This window comes from Bacillus sp. BS98 (genome assembly GCF_008432245.1).
GTDB lineage: Bacteria > Bacillota > Bacilli > Bacillales > Bacillaceae_G > Bacillus_A > Bacillus_A toyonensis.
The window spans coordinates 5,089,405-5,112,672 of sequence record NZ_CP043830.1 but is presented as its reverse complement, the minus strand read 5'-3'; the positions used below and the strand labels follow the sequence as shown (position 1 = coordinate 5,112,672).

The 23,268-nt window shown below is 36.6% G+C and carries 25 protein-coding genes; 15 read left to right on the top strand and 10 right to left on the bottom strand.

The window, feature by feature from the left end:
• The first annotated feature begins 24 nt into the window (after window positions 1-24).
• From F0362_RS26640 to F0362_RS26630, 3 genes are all read left to right on the top strand, one after another.
• Window positions 25-1,323 (top strand): bifunctional O-acetylhomoserine aminocarboxypropyltransferase/cysteine synthase, encoded by a 1,299-nt coding sequence (locus tag F0362_RS26640; RefSeq protein ID WP_000504768.1) that lies wholly within the window; start codon window positions 25-27, stop codon window positions 1,321-1,323.
• Window positions 1,307-2,212, top strand: coding sequence for a homoserine O-acetyltransferase MetA (gene metA / locus F0362_RS26635; RefSeq protein WP_001121528.1), 906 nt, complete (start codon window positions 1,307-1,309; stop codon window positions 2,210-2,212). Before F0362_RS26640 ends, metA begins: the two co-directional genes overlap by 17 nt.
• A gap of 141 nt (window positions 2,213-2,353) precedes the next feature.
• Window positions 2,354-3,649, top strand: a complete 1,296-nt coding sequence (locus F0362_RS26630) for a homoserine dehydrogenase (protein ID WP_000659113.1) — start codon at window positions 2,354-2,356, stop codon at window positions 3,647-3,649.
• A 170-nt stretch (window positions 3,650-3,819) separates the two neighbouring features.
• Here F0362_RS26630 and F0362_RS26625 read toward each other — a convergent pair whose 3' ends face one another.
• Entirely contained in the window at window positions 3,820-4,446 is a 627-nt protein-coding gene (locus F0362_RS26625) for a YczE/YyaS/YitT family protein (protein WP_000943407.1), read from the bottom strand.
• A 98-nt stretch (window positions 4,447-4,544) separates the two neighbouring features.
• On the opposite strand from F0362_RS26625, the gene F0362_RS26620 reads away from it, so the two are divergent.
• Genes F0362_RS26620 through F0362_RS26600 form a run of 5 tightly spaced genes read left to right on the top strand, consistent with a single transcriptional unit; the run spans window position 4,545 to window position 9,010 of the window.
• Complete coding sequence (locus tag F0362_RS26620; RefSeq protein ID WP_000181952.1) at window positions 4,545-5,522, top strand: LacI family DNA-binding transcriptional regulator; 978 nt, start codon at window positions 4,545-4,547, stop codon at window positions 5,520-5,522.
• Window positions 5,523-5,532: 10 nt separating this feature from the next.
• Window positions 5,533-6,414 (top strand): SGNH/GDSL hydrolase family protein, encoded by an 882-nt coding sequence (locus tag F0362_RS26615; RefSeq protein WP_002109204.1) that lies wholly within the window; start codon window positions 5,533-5,535, stop codon window positions 6,412-6,414.
• A complete protein-coding gene (locus F0362_RS26610; protein WP_000207726.1) occupies window positions 6,411-7,328 on the top strand; it encodes an ABC transporter ATP-binding protein in 918 nt (305 codons plus the stop codon). Before F0362_RS26615 ends, F0362_RS26610 begins: the two co-directional genes overlap by 4 nt.
• Window positions 7,321-8,313, top strand: a complete 993-nt coding sequence (locus F0362_RS26605) for an ABC transporter permease subunit (RefSeq protein ID WP_001206471.1) — start codon at window positions 7,321-7,323, stop codon at window positions 8,311-8,313. Before F0362_RS26610 ends, F0362_RS26605 begins: the two co-directional genes overlap by 8 nt.
• A 19-nt stretch (window positions 8,314-8,332) precedes the next feature.
• Window positions 8,333-9,010: a uracil-DNA glycosylase gene (locus F0362_RS26600; protein ID WP_000432532.1), complete on the top strand. Its 678-nt coding sequence runs from the start codon at window positions 8,333-8,335 to the stop codon at window positions 9,008-9,010.
• A gap of 109 nt (window positions 9,011-9,119) precedes the next feature.
• Here the strand turns inward: F0362_RS26600 and F0362_RS26595 are convergent, their stop codons facing one another.
• The 3 genes from F0362_RS26595 to F0362_RS26585 form a co-directional block, all read right to left on the bottom strand.
• Complete coding sequence (locus tag F0362_RS26595; protein ID WP_000953396.1) at window positions 9,120-9,413, bottom strand: DUF3817 domain-containing protein; 294 nt, start codon at window positions 9,411-9,413, stop codon at window positions 9,120-9,122.
• A gap of 211 nt (window positions 9,414-9,624) precedes the next feature.
• Complete coding sequence (locus F0362_RS26590; protein WP_000221386.1) at window positions 9,625-10,446, bottom strand: Cof-type HAD-IIB family hydrolase; 822 nt, start codon at window positions 10,444-10,446, stop codon at window positions 9,625-9,627.
• A 228-nt stretch (window positions 10,447-10,674) separates the two neighbouring features.
• Entirely contained in the window at window positions 10,675-11,958 is a 1,284-nt protein-coding gene (locus F0362_RS26585; protein WP_000847016.1) for a purine/pyrimidine permease, read from the bottom strand.
• Between the two features lie 95 nt (window positions 11,959-12,053).
• On the opposite strand from F0362_RS26585, the gene F0362_RS26580 reads away from it, so the two are divergent.
• The 3 genes from F0362_RS26580 to F0362_RS26570 all read left to right on the top strand — a co-directional run bounded on the left by F0362_RS26580 (window position 12,054) and on the right by F0362_RS26570 (window position 13,782).
• Window positions 12,054-13,046 carry a potassium channel family protein gene (locus F0362_RS26580; protein WP_000994012.1) on the top strand — a complete coding sequence of 331 codons (993 nt, stop codon included), beginning with the start codon at window positions 12,054-12,056 and terminating at the stop codon, window positions 13,044-13,046.
• Window positions 13,047-13,052: 6 nt separating this feature from the next.
• Window positions 13,053-13,349: a YwdI family protein gene (locus tag F0362_RS26575; protein WP_001167342.1), complete on the top strand. Its 297-nt coding sequence runs from the start codon at window positions 13,053-13,055 to the stop codon at window positions 13,347-13,349.
• 64 nt (window positions 13,350-13,413) lie between these two features.
• Window positions 13,414-13,782: a DUF423 domain-containing protein gene (locus F0362_RS26570; RefSeq protein WP_000688311.1), complete on the top strand. Its 369-nt coding sequence runs from the start codon at window positions 13,414-13,416 to the stop codon at window positions 13,780-13,782.
• Between the two features lie 32 nt (window positions 13,783-13,814).
• On the opposite strand, the gene gerQ is transcribed toward F0362_RS26570, so the two are convergent.
• The 4 genes from gerQ to hemQ form a co-directional block, all read right to left on the bottom strand.
• On the bottom strand, window positions 13,815-14,243 hold the full coding sequence (gene gerQ, locus F0362_RS26565; protein WP_000068641.1) for a spore coat protein GerQ: 429 nt from the start codon (window positions 14,241-14,243) through the stop codon (window positions 13,815-13,817).
• Between the two features lie 27 nt (window positions 14,244-14,270).
• Complete coding sequence (cwlJ, locus tag F0362_RS26560; protein ID WP_000538166.1) at window positions 14,271-14,693, bottom strand: cell wall hydrolase CwlJ; 423 nt, start codon at window positions 14,691-14,693, stop codon at window positions 14,271-14,273.
• Window positions 14,694-15,021: 328 nt separating this feature from the next.
• A complete protein-coding gene (locus tag F0362_RS26550) occupies window positions 15,022-16,293 on the bottom strand; it encodes a serine hydrolase (RefSeq protein WP_000722859.1) in 1,272 nt (423 codons plus the stop codon).
• Between the two features lie 203 nt (window positions 16,294-16,496).
• On the bottom strand, window positions 16,497-17,240 hold the full coding sequence (gene hemQ / locus F0362_RS26545) for a hydrogen peroxide-dependent heme synthase (protein ID WP_001287596.1): 744 nt from the start codon (window positions 17,238-17,240) through the stop codon (window positions 16,497-16,499).
• A 279-nt stretch (window positions 17,241-17,519) separates the two neighbouring features.
• Between hemQ and pta the strand changes: the two genes are divergently transcribed.
• Window positions 17,520-18,491, top strand: coding sequence for a phosphate acetyltransferase (pta, locus tag F0362_RS26540; protein ID WP_000067215.1), 972 nt, complete (start codon window positions 17,520-17,522; stop codon window positions 18,489-18,491).
• A gap of 49 nt (window positions 18,492-18,540) precedes the next feature.
• Here pta and F0362_RS26535 read toward each other — a convergent pair whose 3' ends face one another.
• Window positions 18,541-19,386 carry an octanoyl-[GcvH]:protein N-octanoyltransferase gene (locus tag F0362_RS26535; RefSeq protein ID WP_000071937.1) on the bottom strand — a complete coding sequence of 282 codons (846 nt, stop codon included), beginning with the start codon at window positions 19,384-19,386 and terminating at the stop codon, window positions 18,541-18,543.
• Between the two features lie 151 nt (window positions 19,387-19,537).
• Window positions 19,538-20,230, bottom strand: a complete 693-nt coding sequence (locus F0362_RS26530; protein ID WP_000868366.1) for an RsfA family transcriptional regulator — start codon at window positions 20,228-20,230, stop codon at window positions 19,538-19,540.
• A 427-nt stretch (window positions 20,231-20,657) separates the two neighbouring features.
• Here F0362_RS26530 and F0362_RS26525 point away from each other — a divergent pair, with 427 nt between their 5' ends.
• From F0362_RS26525 to F0362_RS26515, 3 genes are all read left to right on the top strand, one after another.
• On the top strand, window positions 20,658-20,882 hold the full coding sequence (locus F0362_RS26525) for a YuzB family protein (RefSeq protein WP_000526075.1): 225 nt from the start codon (window positions 20,658-20,660) through the stop codon (window positions 20,880-20,882).
• 313 nt (window positions 20,883-21,195) lie between these two features.
• Window positions 21,196-22,251, top strand: coding sequence for a FecCD family ABC transporter permease (locus F0362_RS26520; RefSeq protein ID WP_000388290.1), 1,056 nt, complete (start codon window positions 21,196-21,198; stop codon window positions 22,249-22,251).
• On the top strand, window positions 22,248-23,264 hold the full coding sequence (locus F0362_RS26515) for a FecCD family ABC transporter permease (RefSeq protein WP_001260584.1): 1,017 nt from the start codon (window positions 22,248-22,250) through the stop codon (window positions 23,262-23,264). The genes F0362_RS26520 and F0362_RS26515 overlap by 4 nt, the downstream gene beginning before the upstream one ends.
• Window positions 23,265-23,268 lie beyond the last annotated feature (4 nt).

Genomic DNA, 23,268 nt, shown 5'->3' with positions numbered 1-23,268 from the left:
GTATAAAAGAAAGGAGAATGAGAGATGGGAGAATCATGGGGAAAAGGAACGATTTGTGTGCAAGGTGGCTATACACCAAAGAATGGTGAACCACGTGTTTTGCCGCTTTATCAAAGTACAACGTATAAATACGATACGTCGGATGATTTAGCAGCACTATTTAATTTAGAGGCAGAAGGATATATATATACGCGTATTGGCAATCCTACTCTAGCTGCATTCGAGCAGAAGTTATCAGATTTAGAAGGCGGTGTAGGAGCGGTTGCAACAGCTTCTGGGCAGGCAGCCATTATGCTAGCAGTTTTAAATATTTGTAGTAGTGGAGATCATCTTCTTTGTTCTTCAACAGTTTACGGGGGGACGTTTAATTTATTTGGAGTAAGTTTACGTAAGCTTGGCATTGATGTTACGTTCTTTAATCCAAATTTAGCAGCAGATGAAATTGTGGCACTTGCTAATGATAAGACGAAACTCATCTATGCAGAATCGTTAGGAAATCCAGCAATGAACGTTTTAAATTTCAAAGAATTTTCAGATGCAGCCAAGGAGCTGGAAGTACCTTTTATCGTTGATAACACATTAGCGACTCCTTATTTATGCCAAGCGTTCGAACATGGAGCAAATATTATTGTTCATTCTACGACGAAATATATTGATGGGCATGCAAGCTCTTTAGGTGGCATTGTAATTGACGGAGGAAATTTTGATTGGACAAAAGGGAAATATCCTGAGCTTGTTGAACCAGATCCAAGTTATCACGGCGTAAGCTATGTTCAAAACTTCGGGGCAGCAGCTTATATTGTGAAAGCACGTGTTCAGCTGTTAAGAGACTATGGAAATTGTATGAGCCCATTCAATGCGTATATTAGCAATATAGGCTTAGAAACACTGCATTTACGAATGGAGCGTCATAGCGAAAATGCTCTCGCAGTTGCCAAGTGGCTTGCTAACCATGAACGTATTGAATGGGTGAATTATCCGGGGTTAGATAGTAATGAAAATTACTCGTTAGCACAAAAGTATTTGAAAAAAGGTGCTAGTGGAGTTTTAATTTTCGGTATTAAAGGTGGATTAGAAGCAGCAAAAGAATTTATCGCAAATGTAAAACTAGCGACTCTCGTAACGCATGTAGCTGATGCAAGAACTTGTGTTATACATCCTGCTAGTACGACGCATAGACAATTAAGTGCTGAAGATCAGCGTTTAGCTGGTGTTACATCTGATTTAATTCGTTTATCGGTTGGTATAGAAGATGTTTCTGATATTATTGCAGATTTAGAAGCGGCATTAGTCGGAGGCAAACAACATGCCGATCATAATTGATAAAGACTTACCAGCTCGTAAAGTATTGCAAAAAGAAAATATTTTTGTAATGACGAAGGAACGAGCAGAAACACAAGATATTCGGGCATTGAAAATTGCTATATTAAATTTAATGCCAACGAAGCAAGACACAGAGGCACAATTACTTCGATTAATTGGAAATACACCGTTGCAATTAGATGTTCATTTGCTTCATATGGAATCACATCTGTCTCGTAATGTAGCGCAGGACCATTTAACAAGCTTTTATAAAACGTTTCGTGATATTGAAAATGAAAAATTTGATGGGCTCATTATTACAGGAGCACCAGTTGAAACTCTTTCTTTTGAAGAAGTAGATTATTGGGAAGAGCTTAAACGTATTATGGAGTATTCAAAAACGAATGTAACATCCACGCTTCATATTTGCTGGGGGGCACAGGCTGGTTTGTATCATCATTACGGCGTTCCGAAGTATCCCCTTAAGGAAAAAATGTTCGGCGTATTTGAACATGAAGTCTGTGAGCAACATGTGAAACTGTTACAGGGGTTTGATGAGTTGTTTTTTGCCCCGCATTCCCGTCATACAGAAGTACGAGAGAGTGATATTAGAGGGGTGAAAGAATTAACGTTGTTAGCAAACTCTGAAGAAGCTGGTGTTCACCTTGTTATTGGGCAAGAAGGAAGGCAAGTTTTCGCCCTCGGACATAGTGAATATAGTTGTGAGACGTTAAAACAAGAATATGAACGAGATCGTGACAAAGGGTTAAATATTGACGTGCCAAAAAATTATTTTAAACATAATAATCCAGATGAAAAGCCGCTTGTTAGGTGGAGGAGTCATGGGAATTTATTATTCTCTAATTGGTTGAATTATTACGTGTATCAAGAAACCCCTTATGTATTGTAAAAAAAGATTGTGTAACACGTGGCAACGTTTTCTTTGTAAGGATTACTCTTTATTTTTCCGAATGTTCAAAATACATTGTTTTTCAGATTTTTTACTCATATAATTTCATCTAAACACAATTTTTGAGGGGTGGACAGTATTATGAAAGAAATTCAGGTTGGTCTATTAGGTCTTGGGACAGTTGGTAGCGGTGTAGTTCGTATTATTACAGATCATCAAGAGCGACTTATACACCAAGTAGGTTGTCCAGTGAAGGTAACGAAAGTATTGGTGCAAAACATTGAGAAAGAGAGAGAGGTAGAGGTACCTTCTACTCTATTAACACAAAATGCAAATGAAATTTTAGATAATCCAAATATTGATGTTGTCATCGAAGTGATGGGTGGCATTGATGATGCAAAGGCATATATTTTACAAGCTTTACAAAGTGGGAAGCACGTTGTGACTGCAAATAAAGATTTAATGGCGTTACACGGAGCGGAACTATTAGCAGTAGCAAAGGATAATAAGGCTGATTTGTTTTATGAAGCAAGTGTAGCTGGAGGAATCCCGATTTTGCGAAGCATCGTAGAAGGACTTTCTTCAGATCTTATTACGAAAGTAATGGGAATTGTAAATGGAACGACAAATTTTATTTTGACGAAAATGTCAGATGAAGGGAGAGCATATAACGACGTGTTAAAAGAAGCCCAACAACTTGGATTTGCAGAAGCAGATCCAACATCAGATGTAGAAGGTTTAGACGCGGCAAGAAAAATGACGATTTTAGCTACTCTCGGTTTCTCTACAAACGTAGAGCTTGGAGATGTGAAAGTAAAAGGAATTACTTCTATTACAGAAGAAGATATTGAATATAGTAAGAGCTTAGGTTATACAATTAAATTAATTGGTCTTGCAAAGAGAGATGGCGAAAAATTAGAGGTTACAGTTGAACCGACTTTACTTCCCAATACACATCCTCTTGCGGCAGTGCAAAATGAATATAATGCTGTGTATGTGTACGGTGAAGCGGTAGGAGAAACGATGTTTTATGGGCCGGGAGCAGGAAGCTTACCGACAGCAACAGCGGTTGTTTCGGATTTGGTTGCTGTGATGCAAAATATTAGACTAGGGGTAACAGGAAATAGTGCTGTAGTCCCGCAATATCAAAAAGTATTAAAAGAGCCAGACGAAATTGTCGTGAAAAAGTTTTTAAGACTGCATGTAAAAGATGAAATTGGTGTATTTGCAAAAATTACTTCATTGTTCTCTGAGCGCGGAGTTAGCTTTGAGAAAATTATTCAAATGCCGCTTGAAGAGAAAGGGAAAGCAGAAATTGTAATTGTAACGCATCGTGCTTCTCTTGCGGATTACGAGTACATTCTACATACATTGCAAGGGTATGAAGAAATTGATTGCGTGAAAGCAAATTATCGAATTGAAGGGGATGCTAAGTAGTATCTCTTATCATAAAGTGAAACGGGGTGTCCATCCTAAGTTGATCATTAGTCTTCACCAATCGGGCATTTAGGGGAAGTTATCTCCCGCCTAACTTCTTTGCCTTTGCTGGACTTTGAGGTGGAAGTTTTACTGCCCACAAATAACGGGATAAAATAAAAAAGAGCCTATTAAGCAGCTTGCTTAATAGGCTCTTTTTTATTTAAAATCTGCGTACCAATTTGAATAAATGCTTGAATGATCCAACCTGTTGTAAAGGATAAGATAATTGTTCCAAAATAGATGGGTCCATCTAATAAGAAGCTTAATGTTAAAAATAGAAAAGCCAATGAAATCTCTGTTTTTCTAAACGTCCATTTTCTCTTCTCAGCAACTGTTAAAACGAAAGCTTCTTGAGGTGCTGCGCAAAGGTTTGTTGAGACATAAAGGCCAATGCCAGCTCCGACAAATAGATTTCCACAAATAAGTGTTATATATTTTGGAAGAGAGCGGATAGCGTCCATAATAATTGTAATGGAACCAATCCAGTCAACAAAAAGAGAAATAAGAATCATCGTTACAATTGTGCCGATTGTAATTTGTTTTTTATTCCAAAAGAGTACGATAAGTGTAAAAGCAAAGTTAATCATGAAAATCCAAAAACCAATACTTATCCCGAAATTTTGATATAGTGCAATAAAGAAGGAATCGTAAGGGCTAAGTCCAAAGGAAGTAATTGTCGTCATCATATTAATACCGATGGCAAGAATGAGTAAACCGCCAATGAAAAATATATATTCTAATTTGAATCGAAGCATAGTTGCATATCCTTTCTAAATGTATTTGCTAGGAAAGGATATATTGTGGAAAGCTTACCAGGTCAAGTGAAAATTTTTGAGGGGAAGGGGAAAATGAGATGACGAATATAAGAAAGATTGCTGAACTTGCCGGGGTATCGGTTTCAACCGTTTCGCGTGTACTAAATAATCATCCATACGTGAATGAACAGAAACGAAAAGAAATTTTAGCGATTATAGAGGAATTGAATTATACGCAAAATGTGAACGCGATTCATTTAGTGAAAGGAAAAACGAATGTAATTGGCGTTTTATTGCCACACGTAAATGATCAATATTATAGTGCTATTATTGAGGGGATATCAAAAGAAACGGCAAAGAATAATTATAATATGATGCTTTGCCAGACAAATTACAGCGAAGAAAGAGAACTAGAAATTTTACATATGTTAAAAATGAAAAAGCTTGATGGGGTTATTATATGTTCCCGTGCCAATAGTAAGGAGAAACTTGAAGAATATACGAAATTCGGCCCGATTGTTATGTGTGAAGAAATAGATTCGAAATGCATTTCAAGTGTGCATATTGATTACTACAAAGTATTTTCGCATGGGATGAAAAGCTTAATAGATGTCGGTCATACACGTATTGGATATTGCATTGGAAGAAGTAATAGCATTAATAGCCAAAGACGAAAAAAGGCGTATGCAGATTCGCTTCAACAGAGTACCGTAACACCGTTAGAGACTTGGAAATTTGAAGAGTGTTTTACGGTGGAAGATGGACGTAACGTAATTAGAGAATGGGCTCGTATGTCTGTAAAACCGACGGCGTTTCTTGTATCTTGTAATCATATTGCAGCGGGAATGGTAACAGAAGCAAAAAAACAAGGAATTCGAATTCCAGAAGATATGACGATTATCGGATGTGACGATCAAGAGGTAGCAGATATATTAGGTATAACAACAATTTCCCATCCTAGTAAAAATGTCGGGATAAAAGCGTTTGAATTATTATATGAAAAGATTAATGCAGAGAAATTAGATGTGAAACATATAGAGTTATTACCAAAGTTAGTAAATAGAGAAACAACGTGATAGGGAAGGTGTGAAAATCGCTTTTCAAAATTTCGTTTGGTATAATTATGGACAATCTAAGAGGGCTAAAAGGGGTTTTGACATGAGATCAAAAGTAGTAAAAGTAATCCTACTCATTACAATTGCATCTTTTTGTTTATTTGCATATGGCTTTGTTTCAGGTGTAAATGATGTATTAAATCCGAAAGCTTCAAGTTTAATTAAGAAAACGGATGTAGTAGCAAAAGAGAAAAAGAAAACGGGAACATTGCAAGTCGTTAGTTTAGGTGATTCGTTAACGCGCGGCGTCGGTGATAAAGAAGGCATTGGCTATATTGGACGAATGAAAGAAGATTTAAAAAAAGATTATAAGCAAAAGGTTGCACTAACTAACTTGGCAGTGAGTGGTGCGAAAATGCCTGATTTATTAAAACAAATTGAAAGCAGCGGTGCTCAATATTCAATTAAGCAAGCAGATGTGATCGTTTTAACAATTGGCGGAAATGATTTATTTCCAGGCTGGGAATCGCTTGGAAAGATAGATTTAGAAACATACCGTCCTGATACGGAAACGTTCCAAAATGAAGCTAAGAAAATTATAGAACAAATTCGTAAGTTAAATACAGATAGCCCTATTTTTTGGCTAGGTTTATATAATCCTTTTGAAGATGTAGAAGATTTAAAAGGGTCTTCAAACATTGTTGTGGATTGGAACGCTTCTTTAGAGAAGTTAGCGTTAAATGATAAAAATGTATATATTACACCGACATTTGATTTATTCCAAAACCGTGGAAAAGATTTATTATACTCTGATCATTTTCACCCGAATGAAGTAGGGTACACATATATGGCAGAACGATTAGTTCAAAATGTTGTGAGTAAGTTAAAACTAGAACAAGGAGGGGTAAAATGACGACGATACTTTCCGTGCGAGACTTGAAGAAGGTAATTGGAAAGAAGACTCTTGTAGAGAATATTTCCTTTGATGTAAAGCAAGGAGAAGTGTTCGGGTTCCTAGGACCGAATGGTGCTGGAAAGACGACTACCATTCGAATGTTAGTCGGATTGATTAAGGCGACAGAAGGTACGATTTCTATCGGTGGTTATTCAATTAAGGAAAATTTCAGAGAAGCGATGCGTCAAATTGGGAGTATCGTTGAAAACCCAGAACTGTATACATATTTAACAGGATGGGAAAATTTAAAGCAATTTGCTCGTATGTTAGGTGATATATCAGATGAACGTATTATTGAAATTGCTCAAATGGTTCATTTGGATGAAAGAATTCATGACAAGGTAAAAACGTACTCACTCGGTATGAAACAGCGCCTTGGAATTGCGCAGGCGCTCCTTGGGAATCCGAAGTTGCTCATATTAGATGAGCCAACGAATGGTTTAGATCCAGCCGGGATTAGAGAACTTAGAGAATTTATACATACGCTTGTGAAAGAAGAAAATATGAGCGTGTTTATTTCAAGTCACTTGCTAAGTGAAGTACAAATGATATGTGATCGTGTTGCAATTATTCATAAAGGAAAAATGATAACAGTTGCCAAGGTTGAAGAGTTAATTAAAACAGCAAGTGATCGTGTAGAATGGATTGTTACACCAATTTCTAAGGCGAAAGATATGCTAGAAGCGGCCGAGGAAGTAAGAGAAGTGAGTGTAGAAGGCGAGCGATTACTATGCCGCATGGATATTGCATCTATAAGTAGTTGGAATAAACACTTTGTAGAAAATGAGATAGATGTGCATAGCGTTAAGGAGCTTGTATTTACGCTAGAAGATTTATTTATTGAACTCACAAGGGGTGAGCAGCATGCGTGAATTTGCGAATCTAGTTTTAAATGAATCAGAAAAGATTTACCGTAAGAAACGTATTTTTGTTGTCATGCTTATTTTAGCAATCTTGATCCCGCTTTTTGTGTATGCGCAGTATCGTGAAATAGAAACGACACAAAAAAGACTCGGTACAAAGGATTGGAAAGTTTCATTACAACAGCAAATTGTTGATTCCCAGAACCGGTTGAACAATTCTAGGTTGCCAGAAGAATGGCGTGATTGGTTAAAAGTAAGAGTTGAGCAACAACAATATTATTTAGATCATGATATTAACCCGATGGCACCGGGTGCACCGACTTTTGTCAGAGCATTTATTGAACAAGGAATTACATTGTTTATTCCGCTTCTCGTGATGATTGTCGCTATTGATATCGTTTCGGGAGAACGAAGTGATGGGACGATGAAGATGTTACTTACGCGGCCGATTCGGCGCTGGAAAATACTACTTAGTAAATACGTGACGATGTTATTTTTCATTTCGCTCATACTGTTTCTTGTAGGTTTGTTTGCTTACATATTATCAGGGCTTGTATTTGGGTACTCGGGATGGAATTTACCTGTTTTAACTGGATTTGTCATTGATAAGGAAACGTTAAATACGAATTTTGTACATCTTATTCCGCAGTGGCAATATATTTTAATGGCGTACGGATTAGCTTGGTTTGTTGCTATCGTTGTCGGAACTATATCGTTTATGGTTTCTGTTTTAATTCGCAATACACCAGCTGGTATGGGTGTTATGTTAGCTGCATTAATTGCAGGTGGTATTTTAAGTTCATTTGCAACGTCTTGGGAAGGCGCAAAATATATTTTTAGTGTGAACCTATCATTAACGGATTATTTATCAGGAAAATTACCTGCATTACAAGGTTTATCGATGGGATTTTCTTTGATGAATTTAACTGTTTGGGCAGTTGTTTCCCTTATTATTTCGTTCATAGTATTTACAAAACAGGATATGTTGAATTAATTAGACAGGAAGTGACAGTATGGAAAATGTTTTAAAAAATGATTGGGGGCCGTTATTGGCACCAGAATTTGAGAAAGAATATTATCGCGAATTGGCTAATTTTTTGAAAGAAGAATACAGTACACATGTTGTTTATCCAAAGATAGAAGATATTTTTAACGCTCTAGAGTATACAAGTTATGAAAATACAAAGGTCGTTATTTTAGGACAAGATCCATACCATGGACCGGATCAAGCGCATGGTTTAAGCTTTTCTGTGCAACCCGGTATTAAAACGCCACCGTCGTTGTTAAATATGTATAAAGAACTTCGAGATGAATATGGGTATGACATTCCAAATAACGGTTATTTAGTAAAGTGGGCAGAGCAAGGAGTTTTATTATTAAATACTGTATTAACAGTTCGGCAAGGTGAAGCAAATTCTCATAAAGGAAAAGGATGGGAGTATTTCACTGATCGTGTAATTGAGCTATTAAATGAACGTGAAAAACCAGTTATTTTCATATTGTGGGGACGCCATGCACAGGCGAAGAAGAAGTTAATTACGAATCCAAATCATCATATTATCGAATCTGTACATCCAAGCCCATTGTCAGCAAGACGTGGTTTCTTTGGAAGTAAGCCGTACTCTAAAGTAAATACGATTTTAGCTAATATGGATGAGAGAGAAATTGATTGGGAAATTCCAAATTTGTAAAGTGAAACTTTAATCAGTGGGGTTTTGTTCACCCCCTACTGATTATCAGCCCTCACCAATCGGGGTAAATAGAAAAGGTAGTTAACAGTCGTTAACTACCTTTTTATTATCATTGTTGCTCGTTCTTTAATTTTGCATCTAGTACAAAAGTACCAAATGGGATAACTGATGAAACGAATGCCCCAAGTGCCCATAAAATTGATTTACGGTGTACGATTGTTACTTGAATGACTGCAAAGATGAATAGAATAAATAGAACACCATGAGCCATGCCTGTAATTTTAACAGCTGTTGCAAATCCTGCGAAGTATTTCAATGGCATTGCTACAAATAATAGTAATAGGAAAGAAATCCCTTCAACTAGTCCAATTGCTCTTAATCGTCCGATTGGTGTAGATAACATGTACAGTAGCCTCCTTTAACGTATGCTTGTTTATAGTAAATTTGTATTCTTTTTCAAAATAAAATAGTCTATTTTGTTTCATTATATACAAAAAGAAAGTTTACACTACGAGAATAGTGCAAAGTTCAAAATATAGTCACAAAAGCACGAGAATTTAAATAAAAACCTATTTGAAGTGTTTGACTTCAAATAGGTTTTATGAATGAAAATATTAAATAAGTACTTCTGTTTTTAAAACGAATTTCTCTACAACTTTTGCAACGCCATCGTTCATATTTGTATCTGTTACATAGTTTGCAATTTCTTTAATATCATCTGGCGCATTACCCATTGCAACGCCAAGACCTGCGAATTCAATCATCGCTTGGTCGTTATAGCTGTCGCCCATTGCGATAACTTCTTCGCGTTTAATACCAAGTTTTTGGATGAGTTGGTTTAGGCTTGTTCCTTTTGTAACACCATATTCAGTAAATTCTAAGAAGAATGGTTTTGAACGCATCACGCTTAATTGGCCTTCTAGTTGTTTTTGTAGTTTCTTTTCAACTTCAACAAGACGTTCAGCCTCTTTATTCATTAATACTTTTACTACCGGCTCTTTAACTGCGGCTTTAAAGTCATCTACTACAACAATTGGCATACCAGTAATATCGCCCTCAATTTCAGTATAAGGGTTATTTTCTTCCGTTACGATATCATCGCCCATATAAGTATGAATCCATACATCTTCAGTTTTACTAATTTCAAATAGGTTGTGAACGATTTCAGGAGATAGCGTACTACTAAAGATTTCTTCGTTTGTTTTACAGTTAATAATTTTTGCACCATTAAAAGATAGAATGAAACTGCCGTATTCTTCTAAACGAAGTTCTTTGGCTACATTGCGCATACCAAACGTTGGACGTCCAGAAGCAAGTACAACCTTTACCCCTTGCTCTTGTGCAGTCATTAAAGCTTCTTTCGTACGAGGTGAAATAGTATGGTCATCACGTAATAAAGTATCATCTAAATCTAAAACAATCATTTTATAAGTCATATAGAAAATTCCTTTCTTTAATTGAAATCAAAATACATGTTCATGAAGATGTTGAGGAATAATAGTAAGACATCAAACCTCTTTGAAAAGAAGTAGATAAATTATTATGAGTGTGTTGCTCATAATATTGGTTAATAATCATTGGGGATGAATAAAACCCCAATGATTAAAGTTTGATTTTATCGTAACAACTCTAAAGGTAGAGTGCAATAATGTAAGTTTTCCAATTTACGATAGTTGTTTTGCTGTGGAACGAGAAAATAGTATTTCTAGCAAGATTGCCATTACAGATCCAAGAACGAGACCGTTACTTAAAAAAGATGCTAGAAATGGTGGAAGTGTGGAATATGCTCCTGCTGGAACAAACATAACCCCGACTCCTGTAAAGATGGAAAGACCGGCTACTTTAAATAATCGTTCTTTATCCTGGACAGTTTCGTATTCTCGAAAGGCGAGGCCAATCATGCTTGCGAATACAGGATAAATAGCGGCATAACCAACTGCAACTGGGATTGCTGCAAAGAATGAAGTGATCTTTGGGAATATACTAACGGCAATAATAAAGCTTGATCCTAATATAAATGGAAGGCGTTTATAAATATTAGTCGTTGCAATAAATCCTGCTGATCCAGAAATAGCAACAGGTCCAATAGCTGAAAATAGACCGCCTAGCAATTGATTTATTCCCGTTATAATGCCAGCTTGTTTAAAGCGATCTGGAGCTGCATCTGTTTCGTATTTAGAAACAACCTTTTGTACAACACGAATACTTGCTAACATATTTGTTAGAAGTAATAGTGTAACGAAAATGACTGTAATTGCCATGTTCCATTCAACGCGAGGCATTCCGAAAACGAATAGAGATGGAAGCCGGATTATGTCTGTTACAGGTGTTACAGGATTAGATAATCCGAAGCATGCAAATAAAATCCAGCCGCAGACAATACTGAAGAGAACGGAATATTGTCCAATAATAGGTAGCTTCATAACGAAAAAGGATAGTAAAATAACAATGAGTGAAAGAATAAATACTTTTGGTTGTACTTCTGTATGTTGTCCATCAAGACCAAACATTCCTTTTAAGAAGGAGCCACTGAGTTGCGTGACAAGAAGAAATAAATATGTTCCAATAACTGTCGGTGTAAAGTAGCGAACTAGTTTATCAATGAGTCCAAAAACGCTAAGAATAATGCAAATAATACCGCTTAATAAGAAAGCATATTGAAGAACTTTAAGTGTCTCATTGCTTGATCCAAATAATATGACGCCTAAACTTGCGTAAAGGGAGAAAATTCCCCACCAAAGGCCAGCAGGACCTTCTTGAATAGGAAGTTTATGCCCAAATATAGCTTGCAAGAGACCAGCAAAGCCTAGAACAAATAATGTTCTTTGTATGAATGCGATAGCTTCAGCGCCATCAAGACCATAACTAGTTGCGACACTAATTGGTACAATAAGGCTTCCTGCTAAAATAAATAGTGCCCATTGTAAGGCGGAAAGAAATGTCTTCATTATATCAACCTCTTTCATAGATTCCGTATCTAGTATATACGTATTTTATTTCCACTGGCAAAGATTGTAGATAGAGAAAAGAGTTGAAACACGATATGAATGCACGTAAGCAATTATGGATAGCTGTTGTATGTATGACCTTTGTTGTAATTTTAGGAACACTAGGATTTATGACAATTGAAGAGATTAGTTTGTTTCAAGCATTTTGGATGACGATGATTACTGTATTGACTGTTGGATACGGAGATGCCGTTCCTGTAACGCAAGCAGGGAAAGTATTTGCGCTCCTTATTATTCCTGTTGGTGTTGGTATTGTTACATATGCAATTGGAGTAGTGGCAGCTATAATTATTGAAGGGAATTTATTTCATGCAGTGCGGAGGAAGAAGATGGATAAACAAATAGCACAGTTACAAAATCACATTATAGTATGTGGTTGCGGTAGAGTGGGGCTTCAAGTTGTACATGAATTGCAAGAAAAGAAAATTCCATTTGTTGTTGTCGATAAAGATGAAAGCATATTAGAGAAGGAAAAGCTTTTGTATATACATGGAGATGCGACGGAGGATCAAGTTTTACATCATGCTGGAATTTCAAAAGCGGCTGGTTTAGTTGCTATTGTTGCAAATGATGCTGAAAATGTATTTATTACATTAACGGCAAGAGGATTAAACGATGCAATTAAAATTGTAGCAAGAGCGGAAAAGCAAGAAACCGAAGAAAAATTAAGGCGTGCTGGTGCAAATAAGGTTATTAATCCATCTAGTATGGCAGGAATTCATATTGCAAAAGGTATTGCGAATCCGCTAACAGTTCATTATATTGATACAGTACTGTATGGAATAGAGCAATCATTTGTAATTGAAGAAATTTCAGTCGGAAACGATTCTATCTTAGTCAATAAATCGTTACTAGAGAGTGATGTGAGAAATCAATTTGATGTAACAATTTTAGCGATTTTGAGAAGTGGGGATATTATACATAATCCGACGGGGCAGGAAAAATTGCAAGAACATGATATGATAATAGTATTTGGTTCAGTAGAGAAGCTGGGGCAATTTGAGAAAGAACTACAAAGTACGAGGTGATAAGGAATGCAAATATCGAGCGATAAGATTTTAAATAAAATGGCGAATGAAATTGCAAAGGCAAAAAGTAGTGAAGGACAAAAATCAAAAGATCATTTATTAGTTGTGCGTGCTTTATGCGATTTACTATTAGATGAACAGGTTGAATCTTCTACGTATAGAGAGCCGCAAATTCAATCGCAAGTAATTAGATCGCAGCCTATAACAACAGTTCAACCAGTTCAACCAGTTATACCGGTTTCTGGAGAACCTGTGTATATAAAAGAAGAAGGGGCAAATGGTAATTCTTTATTTGATTTTTAAGGATTAAATCGTTTGGCTTATATGAAAAAATTGCTTATGATAAAAGTAAAAAAGGGGAATTAAGATGAAAATTTTCTTTTTACTAGGTTGTATTGCAGCGGGGCTATCTGTTGCGTTAGGAGCCTTTGGGGCACATGGTTTAGAAAATAAAATTTCTGCGAAAATGTTAGAAGTTTGGAAAACAGGCGTTACATATCAAATGTTTCATGCAGGTGGACTATTCGTAGTTGCTCTATTGATGGATAAGATTCAATCATCACTTTTAACTACTGCTGGTTGGCTTATGGTAGCTGGGATTATTATGTTCTCAGGTAGTCTTTACGCACTAAGTACGACAGGTATTAAGTTCTTTGGTCCAATTACACCTCTTGGTGGTGTAGCGTTTATTGTGGCGTGGATTTTAGTAGGAACTGCAGTAGTAAAAGGGTTATAAAAAAACAAAAGCTGGCATTTGCCAGCTTTTTTTTATGGTCTCGGAGCATAAGTTGCTTGTTGACTAGGTAAATACGTAATCTCTTCTGGGAATTCTACATAATCTAAGTAGATCATTAATAGTAAAAAACGTTTCCCTGATTGTGGTTCACTAATAACGATATGATCACGTCCGGCCGCTTCGATAATCCCTGTATAAGATTGTGTACCGAGCGAGCTACCACGCTCATAAGTCATTACAACTGTAGCTTGCTTTCCTTTATTTAAGCGAAGAATGTTTTCAATGTATGATTGCTCGAGCGGTAACATCCCTTGAGAAACTGCAAGTTGAGCCTGAGCAGCTTGTTGTTGCATTGCTTGCTGTTGTTGCTGTTGCTGCGCGGTCATTTGTTGCGGTTGTACGTAAGTGCCTGATGGTTGATAAAAACCTGTTCCATAGTACGGGTTTTGTTGCTGTGCCATTCAAAAATCCCTCCTCATTTTCATTCCCTAATATACGCTTGGACAGTCTCCGGCAGATGGCTGGAAGAAGCAGTGCTTTTTAAAGCGACCAGAATTTTGTTGGTCATACCAAGTTGGCGGACAAGGACCTTCAGGCCTAAAAAACCATAAGGCAAAGTTAGCGGGCCAAAAACGTTGTCCTTGAATGGTCCGTCTTGCTAATGCGATATCTTGCTCCCTCGCTCGCTGATAAAAATATCCTTTTTGAGTTGCCTCAAAACCACCAGGATTTTGATAAACCATTTGACGTAAATTACGTATCCTTTTAAAATCTAAACAATTTCCACGGACACGATTTACCCCAACGTTTCCGACCATTAGCATTCCTTGTTGCCCTTCTCCTTCGGCTTCAGCACGCATCAGTCTAGCTAATAACTTTACATCTTCTTCGTTATAAGCAATAACACCCATTATGTGTCACCTCTCTTTGTGGAATACCTTTTGGAAAGAGGTTTATCCCGCATTAATGGGCAGTAAGACTCCCACCTTGAAATTTGGCTGGAGCAAAGAAGGTGGGTGGGAGATCAAACTGCCCCTAAACGCTCGATTGGTGAAGGCTAATAATCAGTGGGGGATGAACAAAACCCCCACTGATTAAAGTTTCACTTTATCTCTAGATGAAGTGTGGAACAATTACTAGTTCATACGTATGAGGAAAAGGACTCAGATATGACAACCAAACGAAGTTTTACATTGAGAGAGGAAAATAAAAAAGCTAGCGTGTGCTAGCTTTTTATCATTAAAATATTTTGGACCATAAGTTTGAGAAGAAATCACCAACGGAACGCATTGTTAATACGAACCAATTTGCTTTTTCTACTTCTTCTGTCGTTTTTGCAGCAACCTTCATGCTCTTATTTCCATCTAAGAAACCATATTTATCAGTTGATTCTAAAACGATGGAACCCACCTTTGTATCTTTCTTAATAGGAGCAATTAAATGTCCATCTTCAGCGAGTGACTTATCTGCTTCAGTAGAAATTTTGTAAGGTGACTTGTCACCCTTTTTCGCAATTACTGTTATTTCTTTTTCAGGTGCAACAGTTACTTGATCTGCTTTCCCTTTTACTACAGAGATTGTATTATTTTTATCAATTTTCAGCTTTTGTTTTTCGAAGCTATTAAATCCATATTCAATTAATGCACGAGATTCTGTGAAACGTTCGTCCATTGATTTTGTCTTAATAATAACGGAAATAAGACGTAAATCACCACGTTTTGCTGTAATAGTGAATCCATATCCAGCCGTATCAGAACTTCCTGTTTTCAAACCATCTGACCCTTCATAAGCGAAAGCAGCACCTGGTAACATCCAGTTCCAGTTTTCCATACGAATTGGCTTCGGATGATTATCCGGGAAGTTTCTAAATCTTTGTTTTGTATCCTCTAGCATTTCTGGATACTTTGTAATAATTGTTTTTGAAAGAATACCCATATCGCGAGCTGACATGGAGTTTTCTCCATTCGGATCAGTTCCTTCAGGATGTTTCCCTTTTAAATCAGCGTTATTTAACCCAGTAGCGTTTACAAATTTATATTTCTTTAACCCTAGTTTTTTTGCATGGTCATTTGCAAGATTTAAGAAGTTTTTTTCGCTTCCTGCAAGAAGTTCTGCTAAAGCAATACTAGATCCATTCGCAGAGAAGATAACGATAGAATGATATAATTCTTTTACAGTATATTGACGTCCTTTTTCAAACGGTACGTTAGAGAATTCGTTATTACGAGAGACTTCATAAGCATAATCAGAAATATTTACTTTTGTATCCCAAGTAATTTTCCCTTCTTTAATTGCCTCTAAAACAGCATAAACAACAATTAATTTTGACATACTAGCGATAGCTAGTAATTCATCTGGATTTTGCTCATGCAGTATTTTTCCTGTATCTGCATCAAATAGAAGTGCAGCGGCTGCCTCAATATGTATTTTTTCTTCCGCATGGGATGTTGTTACTACTAAGGAAGAAATTGACAATAAAAGCAATAGTAAAATAGACAAGATTTTCTTCATATAGATTATCACCTTCGCATCGGTATTTAGCATATAGCTCGTATCATTTTAGCATAATTTTATATATAAAAAGGTTACAATTTTACAAGAAATTTGAAAAGAATTTGTCGATTTTTGTTCAAATTTGCGGAGAAAAGAAGTTTTTTGAGGAGAAATATAGAGGATAATAAAAAAAGGAACGAAATTCGTTCCTTTTTCACTATTTATATGTGTAAAAATTTTTCTACTTTTTCGTTCGGTAAAATGTTTCCAACGAAAAATGTTCCGAATTCACCATAACGAGCACTTACTTCATCGAAGCGCATTTCATATATAAGTTTCTTAAATTGAAGAACATCATCAGCGAATAATGTTACGCCCCACTCGAAATCGTCGAATCCGACTGATCCTGAAATAACTTGGCGTACTTTACCTGCGTACTGTCGACCAATTTTACTATGACTGTACATCATTTTTTTACGTTCTTCCATAGGAAGCATGTACCAGTTGTCATCACCTTGGCGACGCTTGTCCATTGGATAGAAGCAAATATGATTTGCTTTTGGTAATTCAGGATATAAGCGAGCTAAAATTTGTGGGTTTTGGTATGGATCTTCATCAGCTGGAAGATAGTTGCTTAGTTCAACAACAGATACGTAAGAATATGCAGGAACCATATATTCAGCTAATGTTGTTTTATTTAATTCTGTTTCAATTTCATTTAATTCTTCCATTGTTGGACGTAAAATCATAAGCATAATATCAGCTTTTTGACCAACAACTGTATACATTGCGTGACTACCTTTTTTTGCAGTAGCTACTTCGTTCCATTTTTCAACGACATTTAAAAATTCAGACACAGCTTGTCCGCGTTCGTCGCTAGATAATGTTTTCCATGCAGCCCAATCAATAGAACGTAAATCATGTAGACAATACCAGCCATCTAACGTTGTTGTTGCTTCACTCATTCTATTCACCTCAGTTAATGATAGTTTTACACGTTAACTATAGCATATATAGTTTTAAAATCATCTATATAAAGTTCTGGCACATAAAATTGTCACATTTATATTTATTAGAAATCGGGAGAAAATAAGGCTTAAGTAGGACATATTTTTCGGCTGAATTTTATGAAAATATAATCATTTTCATTTTATCTATTTTTTGGGAGCTATAAGTTTAAAATATAGAGGAAAAGCAGTATTCTTAAAGATAGAGTTTTTTAACATATGTAGGAGGGTTTATTCGTGAGCAACTTATTTACAACAGTAAAAGAAAAAGTTCAAGGAAAAGGCATTTCTATCGTACTTCCTGAAGGAACTGATGAAAGAATTTTAGGCGCTGCAGAGCGTTTAGCAAAAGAAGAGTTAGTAAAACCAATTTTAGTTGGTAATAAAGAAGAAATTAGCGCAAAAGCTGCTAGCATGAATTTAACATTAGCAGGCGTTGATATTTATGACCCAGCTACATACGAAGAAATGGATGCAATGGTAGCATCTTTCGTTGAACGCCGTAAAGGTAAAGCAACTGAAGAAGACGCTCGTAAAATCCTTAAAGACGAAAACTACTTCGGTACAATGCTTGTATACATGGGCAAAGCACATGGTTTAGTAAGTGGTGCAGCTCACTCTACAGCTGATACAGTTCGTCCAGCACTTCAAATTATTAAAACAAAACCAGGCGTTACAAAAACTTCTGGCGTATTCATCATGGTACGCGAAGAAGAGAAATATGTATTCGCTGATTGCGCAATTAACATTGCACCAAACAGTCAAGATTTAGCTGAAATTGGTATTGAAAGTGCGAAAACTGCTGAACTATTTGGCATTGACCCACGCGTTGCTATGTTAAGCTTCTCTACAAAAGGTTCTGCGAAATCTCCAGAAACAGAAAAAGTTGTAGAAGCAACTCGCATTGCAAAAGAAATGGCTCCAGAATTAACTTTAGATGGAGAATTCCAATTCGATGCTGCATTCGTACCATCTGTAGCTGAGAAAAAAGCTCCAGGTTCTACAATTAAAGGTGATGCTAACGTATTCGTATTCCCAAGCTTAGAAGCTGGTAATATTGGCTACAAAATCGCTCAACGCTTAGGTAACTTCGAAGCAGTAGGACCGATCTTACAAGGTTTAAACATGCCTGTAAATGATCTATCTCGTGGATGTAACGAAGAAGAAGTATACAAGTTAGCTTTAATTACAGCAGCTCAAGCACTTTAATTCTATAATGAATTGCTATGAAAAATGACCACCCTTAGGGTGGTCATTTTTATTTTTCTAAGCCAAGTGCTTTATTATTACGATCAATAATACGCTGTAAATTCGTCTCATATAAAGGAACTTCATCTACTGTTAATTGAGATGGTGTTAACTTTGGAGCGAATTGCTGTAATGTTTTTAAAAGACGCATCATTAAATCTTGTACTGTAATTGTTTCACCAAGTAATTCTGAGAGTGAGGCCATTGTACTCGGTACAATTTCGGGATACGTGAAGCGTGTTTCTTCTCCTTGAATTGCTACATTGTAAAAGTCGCGAACAAGCGCAGCGCGTTCCGATCCGCTTCCTGTAGCACATAAGTAAATTTGTACAGCAACCCCACCGCGAATACGGCGCTGAGAAATACCTGCGAATTTTTGGTCGCGAATACTTAAATCATAGCTACCAGGACAATAAGAACCAACAATTTCTTTTGCCTCGATTATAACGTCGTAATCTTTTAACATTTCCTTAATTAAATGCCACATTGTATCGTATCCCAGATCAATATCGATACCTTTTTCTGTTTCTTGGAATAAAAGTGATACGTTTAACACACCTTCATCAAGTACGACCGCAAGTCCACCGGAATTACGAACGATAACATTGAAGTTGTTTTCTTTTAAAAAGGAAATACCTTCTTCTAAGTGTGGTAGGCGTGAATCTTGAATGCCGAGAACGATTGTATTGTGATGAACCCAAGAACGCATTGTTGCAGCGGATGCGCCATTCCCAATACTTGTGCATAATGTGTCATCCATTGCGAATGATTGCAAGGCATGGAATGTCGGTCCTAAACTAGACTGATCTACAATACGCCACTCTGGCTGAGATAAAATTGAACGGGAATTGCTCATATAACTAACCCCTTATCTTTAAAATGACAATCTCTATTATAGCAAAAAATGATGAAAGGAGTTTTCCCATATATAAAGAGAGATTTTAAAGTAAAAGAAGCGTGTGTGCTTGAAGTGAAATAATAAAAAGGATGCATTGCATGCATCCTTTTTATTCTGCAATTTTTTCTAAATTACCGTTTCGATCCATTCGGAAAGAAGTTTGCGAACGTTCCTCATCATCCATTACTGCTAATTTACGAGCGCGGTTCATAATATTCATAAGTGTTTCGTAATCCTCTTGTACAGTATGAGATTGTTGTTCTAATTTTTCTAGTTTCTTTTCTAGTTCTTCATTTCGCAAGATTTGTGATTTAATTTCTTGTTTCAATCTCGTATTCTCGTTTTCAAGACCGGTTACTTTTATATTTGAAGATCCAACAGTTTGTAAAAAGTAAATAACATCTTGCATTGTGATAGAGCTTTTTACAGCAGGGATAGTAGGCTCTTGATATAGACTAGCTTCTTTATATTGTACAGTTGTTTCCTCTTGTACTAGTTCTTCATAATCAGTTATCGCTCCTGAAGCTGGTGGTGTATAAAGTAAACGTTTTTTCGCTTGTTCACCGCTCGCAGCACGCATTTTATCTTTACGATGTTTTTTTGCTAGTTGAAGAGCCTGCTCATAACTATAGCGAACAACGGCATTCCAGCGGAAACCACAAGCAGCGGATGTGCGATTTAACTGATCTCCTACCTCCTCAAATGCATTTAATTGCGTACTTCCTTCTCTAACATGGCGAAGTACCGTTTCAGCAAGTAATAAATCATCCTCGTCTGTCCAAGCATCTTGTCTTACTTTCATAGATTCAACTCCCTTTCTTTTTATGAACTTCCTATTTTTATAATGGGCAAAAAAATGTGCTTTTATACAAAGCTTTTAAAAATATGGTAGATTTCGATGAAAGGAATAAAGTGAAACTTTAATCAGTGAAAGTTTTTTCCGTCTCCCGCTGATTATTAGGGGTTTTTACGGGCAGTGGATTTTCTACCTAACTCTCTCTCATTCGCCGAATTTTAAGGCGGAAGTCTTACTGCCCGCAAACAGCGGGATAAATTTTGCCAAGAATGATGGAAGCTTCTGTAGGAGAGCATAAAAATATGTAGCTTTATATGAAGGAAAGAGCGTCGCAAGGAAACTTGCAACGAGCTTAAAAGAGCGGTAAAATACCATTTAGTGTTTATTTTTAAATGTACTTGAGAAAAGTTTAAAATAGAGGAAGTGTTATATAATGGGAAACGAATTTCGTGTGTGCGATGATTGTCAGGCAACGAACGTTAAAACGTTAATTCCGAAGTTAAAAAAAGTAGATTCATGTGCAACGATTGAAGTTGCATGCCAGTCTTACTGTGGTCCTGGTCGTAAAAAATCATTCGCATTTGTAAATAATCGTCCAGTTGCAGCTCCAACAGAAGATGAATTAATTGTAAAAATTGAAGCAAAGTTAAATAAGTAAGAAAAAGAAGAGTGAACAGACTACTCTTCTTTTTTTATACCCATAAGAAGAATGAGTTATTCTATGGAAGCTTAATTGGTTATTACTGATAGTCAGTGACAGATGGACATCAACTGTTCATTACATTGTCAATTTATATGAATTTGTATTTCGAAATAATGGTTGACAGCCTTTTGAAGCGGTGGGTAGAATAGAAAGTGTCTGATTCTGATAATCATTATCAAGAATAAGCCAATTCACCTATTTTTTTATTACTATTTGAGAATAAATTTCATTTTATTAAATATATGTTGTTGGTTAGGATGGTTGAGGGATGGAAGCGAGCGCAAGGAGTGTAGAACAACAAGATGAGAGTGTTAAAGAGATTAAGAGCAGGCCGCTCATCGCTTCTATTATTTTAGTAGCGGGTACAATTTTGTTAGCTTTAAGCATGGCAGTTTCTATTTCGTTTGGCGCGGCAGATATTAGTTTAAAGACTGTATGGCAAGCTGTGTTTCAGTTTGACGGATCTATTACGCATCATAACGTAATTCAAGAACTTCGCATGCCTAGAGCAATAGGGGGCGTAGTTGCAGGTGCCTTTTTAGCAGTATCAGGAGCAATTATGCAAGGTATGACGCGAAATCCACTTGCATCACCATCGTTAATGGGGATTACAGATGGCGCTGTATTCGGGATTGCAATTATGTATGCATTCTTCCCTAATTCACCTTATTTAATGTTTGTTATCGCATCTTTTATTGGAGCTGCGTTTGGCGCAAGTATTGTATATGGAATTGGGTCTTCTTCACCAGGTGGATTAACACCTGTGAAATTAGCTTTAGCAGGTGCAGCAATTAGTGCTTTATTAGGGGCAATTTCATCTGGAATTGCGCTGTATTTCAATCTTGCCCAAGAGGTGAGTATGTGGAATGCAGGCGGAGTTGCTGGAGTGAAATGGCAAAGTATTAATATGTTAGTGCCAATTGGTCTAGTTTGTCTCTTTATTGCAATTATGATGTCGAGGTATATTACAATCTTGAGCTTCGGTGAAGAAATTGCGATTGGACTTGGTCAAAATACGACATTAATTAAATTTATCGGAACAGTACTTGTTCTTGTGTTAACAGGTTCTGCAGTTTCTATGGCAGGGTCAGTTGGGTTTGTTGGTCTTGTAATTCCACATATGACTCGTTTCCTAGTAGGCTCAGACTATAGATGGGTTATTCCATGTTCTGCAGTCTTAGGTGGATTGTTAATTGAGTGTGCAGATATGTTATCTCGCGTTATTAATCCACCATTTGAAACGCCAATTGGAGCAATTACAGCGCTAATTGGGGTTCCATTCTTCCTCTACTTAGCACGTAACGAAGGGAGAGGAAAAATGTGAGGACGAGCATTTTAACAAAAAAGAACGTTTCTGTTTTAACAATTTTAGTAGGATTAATCATTTCTATATTTCTTATTAGTTTAAATACAGGAACTTTTAAAATACCACCAATGGATGTATTAAAGTCATTGGTTGGACTCGGGGCTGAAGATCAGTCAGTTATTTTATTTGAATTTCGTATGCCGCGTATGGTTATCGCTATATTAGTAGGATCTGCGTTAGCCATGTCAGGTGCAATTCTGCAAGGACTATCAAGAAATCCACTTGCTGATCCAGGTATTATAGGTATTAACGCTGGAGCGGGATTAACGGTTGTTATATTCGTCTACTTTTTCTTTGGAAAAGTTGGGACAGGTACATTTTTATCTGTATTTATCCTTCCATTTTTCGCCCTAGTTGGTGCGATATTAGCGGCAGTTATTATTTACTTATTAGCATGGAAAGACGGCGTTTCATCGACTCGATTAATACTTGTTGGTATTGCCGTTGCGGCTGGATTTGGTGCCGTTAGTTTAATTTTCTCTATGAAGATGACATCTAACGATTTTCGTTTTGCTACGATTTGGTTAGCAGGAAGTCTCTGGGGTACAGATTGGAAATTCGTATTAAGTGTACTTCCATGGATGATTATTTTCTTACCGCTTGCTATTAGTAAAGCACACATATTAAATGTAATGAATTTAGGCGACTCTACAGCTGTTGGCCTTGGTGTAAACGTAGAAAAAGAAAGACGTAAATTATTATTTATTGCAGTTTGTTTAGCTGGTGCATCTGTTGCGGTGGCGGGCGGAATAGGTTTTATCGGTTTAATGGCTCCTCATTTAGCGAGACGCCTTGTTGGTGGTAAACATCAAATCATGTTACCAACTGCAGCATTAATAGGAACGTTCTTGCTTTTATTTGCAGATGTAATTTCAAGAAGTGTGTTGCCAACTTCAGAAATACCGGTCGGTCTTGTTATTTCTGTAATTGGTGCACCATATTTCATATATTTACTTATGAGGACAAAATAAAGGG

Coding starts and splice junctions, on each gene's coding strand:
- F0362_RS26640 (WP_000504768.1), top strand. CDS start 25: ATGGGAGAATCATGGGGAAAAGGAACGATTTGTGTGCAAGGTGGCTAT.
- metA (WP_001121528.1), top strand. CDS start 1,307: ATGCCGATCATAATTGATAAAGACTTACCAGCTCGTAAAGTATTGCAA.
- F0362_RS26630 (WP_000659113.1), top strand. CDS start 2,354: ATGAAAGAAATTCAGGTTGGTCTATTAGGTCTTGGGACAGTTGGTAGC.
- F0362_RS26625 (WP_000943407.1), bottom strand. CDS start 4,446: ATGCTTCGATTCAAATTAGAATATATATTTTTCATTGGCGGTTTACTC.
- F0362_RS26620 (WP_000181952.1), top strand. CDS start 4,545: ATGACGAATATAAGAAAGATTGCTGAACTTGCCGGGGTATCGGTTTCA.
- F0362_RS26610 (WP_000207726.1), top strand. CDS start 6,411: ATGACGACGATACTTTCCGTGCGAGACTTGAAGAAGGTAATTGGAAAG.
- F0362_RS26605 (WP_001206471.1), top strand. CDS start 7,321: ATGCGTGAATTTGCGAATCTAGTTTTAAATGAATCAGAAAAGATTTAC.
- F0362_RS26600 (WP_000432532.1), top strand. CDS start 8,333: ATGGAAAATGTTTTAAAAAATGATTGGGGGCCGTTATTGGCACCAGAA.
- F0362_RS26595 (WP_000953396.1), bottom strand. CDS start 9,413: ATGTTATCTACACCAATCGGACGATTAAGAGCAATTGGACTAGTTGAA.
- F0362_RS26590 (WP_000221386.1), bottom strand. CDS start 10,446: ATGACTTATAAAATGATTGTTTTAGATTTAGATGATACTTTATTACGT.
- F0362_RS26585 (WP_000847016.1), bottom strand. CDS start 11,958: ATGAAGACATTTCTTTCCGCCTTACAATGGGCACTATTTATTTTAGCA.
- F0362_RS26580 (WP_000994012.1), top strand. CDS start 12,054: ATGAATGCACGTAAGCAATTATGGATAGCTGTTGTATGTATGACCTTT.
- F0362_RS26575 (WP_001167342.1), top strand. CDS start 13,053: ATGCAAATATCGAGCGATAAGATTTTAAATAAAATGGCGAATGAAATT.
- F0362_RS26570 (WP_000688311.1), top strand. CDS start 13,414: ATGAAAATTTTCTTTTTACTAGGTTGTATTGCAGCGGGGCTATCTGTT.
- gerQ (WP_000068641.1), bottom strand. CDS start 14,243: ATGGCACAGCAACAAAACCCGTACTATGGAACAGGTTTTTATCAACCA.
- cwlJ (WP_000538166.1), bottom strand. CDS start 14,693: ATGGGTGTTATTGCTTATAACGAAGAAGATGTAAAGTTATTAGCTAGA.
- F0362_RS26550 (WP_000722859.1), bottom strand. CDS start 16,293: ATGAAGAAAATCTTGTCTATTTTACTATTGCTTTTATTGTCAATTTCT.
- hemQ (WP_001287596.1), bottom strand. CDS start 17,240: ATGAGTGAAGCAACAACAACGTTAGATGGCTGGTATTGTCTACATGAT.
- F0362_RS26535 (WP_000071937.1), bottom strand. CDS start 19,386: ATGAGCAATTCCCGTTCAATTTTATCTCAGCCAGAGTGGCGTATTGTA.
- F0362_RS26530 (WP_000868366.1), bottom strand. CDS start 20,230: ATGAAAGTAAGACAAGATGCTTGGACAGACGAGGATGATTTATTACTT.
- F0362_RS26525 (WP_000526075.1), top strand. CDS start 20,658: ATGGGAAACGAATTTCGTGTGTGCGATGATTGTCAGGCAACGAACGTT.
- F0362_RS26520 (WP_000388290.1), top strand. CDS start 21,196: ATGGAAGCGAGCGCAAGGAGTGTAGAACAACAAGATGAGAGTGTTAAA.